This window comes from Pseudomonas sp. Sample_16, assembly GCF_004307665.1.
Lineage (GTDB): Bacteria > Pseudomonadota > Gammaproteobacteria > Pseudomonadales > Pseudomonadaceae > Aquipseudomonas.
This window is the reverse complement of record NZ_RCOB01000184.1, coordinates 1-1,561: the sequence shown is the minus strand read 5'-3', so window position 1 is coordinate 1,561 and position 1,561 is coordinate 1. Positions and strand designations below refer to the sequence as shown.

The 1,561-nt window shown below is 60.6% G+C and carries 1 protein-coding gene and 1 pseudogene; one reads left to right on the top strand and one right to left on the bottom strand.

The genetic code is table 11. The annotated features are described in order from the left end of the window. The first annotated feature begins 131 nt into the window (after window positions 1-131). Window positions 132-1,034 (top strand): LysR family transcriptional regulator, encoded by a 903-nt coding sequence (locus D8U69_RS24730; protein ID WP_130908364.1) that lies wholly within the window; start codon window positions 132-134, stop codon window positions 1,032-1,034. A gap of 101 nt (window positions 1,035-1,135) precedes the next feature. Here the strand turns inward: D8U69_RS24730 and D8U69_RS24725 are convergent. Beyond that, window positions 1,136-1,561: pseudogene (locus D8U69_RS24725) on the bottom strand (hypothetical protein); the annotation flags it as partial.

The window sequence follows — 1,561 nt, the reverse complement described above, 5'->3', positions numbered from 1 at the left end:
GTCCTTGAGCGTAACCTCTCTCTTTGGACTCAGGGTCAACATACAAGGAGCGAGCAGGCTCGCTCCTACAGAAAAGCCGTTGGCAGACTGACCTTGGTATAAAGTACCGGACCGTCAACCAAGGCGTGACAATGAACCCGTTCGAAGACATGCGTATTTTTTGCCAGGTCATGGATTCTGGCAGTTTCACCGCGGCGGCCGATCAGTTGGGCCTGTCCAAGCAATTCGTCAGCCGCCGTTTGATGCAGCTCGAAGAACGCCTTGGCGTGCGTCTGCTCAATCGCTCGACCCGGCGCCTGGACGTCACACCTCTGGGCCAGAGCTACTACGAATCTGCCCTTCGCCTGCTCGCCGAAGTCGAGCAAGTGGAGCAGGGCATTGCCGGGCAAACCACCGAGCCGCGCGGCACTGTCCGCGTGAGCGCTCCGCTGTCGTTTGCCTTGGCGCATCTGGGCTGGCTGCTGCCGGAGTTTTTACAGCGCTATCGTGACGTTACCGTAGAAATGGATTTAAGCGACCGGCCGGTTGATCTGCTCGGTGAAGGCTACGACCTGGCATTGCGCATCGGTACGCTGGAAGATTCGACGCTCATTGCCCGACGCATCGCTTCGATCGAGCGGGTGTATTGCGCCAGTCCGGCCTATTTGGCCGAGCGCGGCACACCGGTCAAACCTGAAGATTTGCTCAACCATGATTGCCTGCCCTATGGCCACGGCCGACAGGTGCAATGGCGATTCAACGGACAGGGCAGGCCACTGGCCGTCAATGTCACCGGGCGGATGCGGGTCAATAACGGAGAGTTGCTCAGGGACGCGGCGATTGCCGGGATGGGGATTACCTATTTGCCTGCATTCATCGTCGGTTCGGCGCTGCAGGATGGCAGGCTGGTGCCGGTGCTCGATGAGTTTCGACCGCAGCCACTGACGTTATCGGCGGTGTATCCACAGCATCGCCAGGCGTCGCGGCCGGTGCAGGCGTTGATCGGGTTTCTGCGCGAGCGGCTGGATACTGAAGATTCACACGATCCCCTGTAGGAGCAAAGCTTGCTCGCGATAACGATGTGTCAATCAACATCACCGTTGAGTGGACCACCGCCATCGCGAGCAAGCTTTGCTCCTACACGGTTCAGTGCAAGTCAGTTCATGCGTTTGTCATCTCCGGGCTCACCGGCCGCATGCAGGCCGCGATCATCGCCCACTTCCCCGGCCCGACGAATACCGTGGTTATCGCCGATCTCGCCTGAACGATGAACGCCATTGTCATCACCCGAGCGATGCACGCCGTTGTCGTCACCTGAGCGGTGTACACCATTGTCATCACCAGAACGGTGAACGCCATTGTCATCGCCCGAACGATGGACGCCGTGATCGTCACCTGGTTCGGAATGGGTGCCGCTGCGCCCTGAGTTCGAAGCCGTGCTGCCGGAGTGTCCCGAGCCGTGGCTACCGCTGTGACCGCTACCGGCGCTGTCTCCACCATGACCACTGCCGCTTGAGCCGCCGCTGTGACCGCCGCCACCACTGCCACCGTGGCCGCCACCGTTACCCCCCCCTCCATGTCC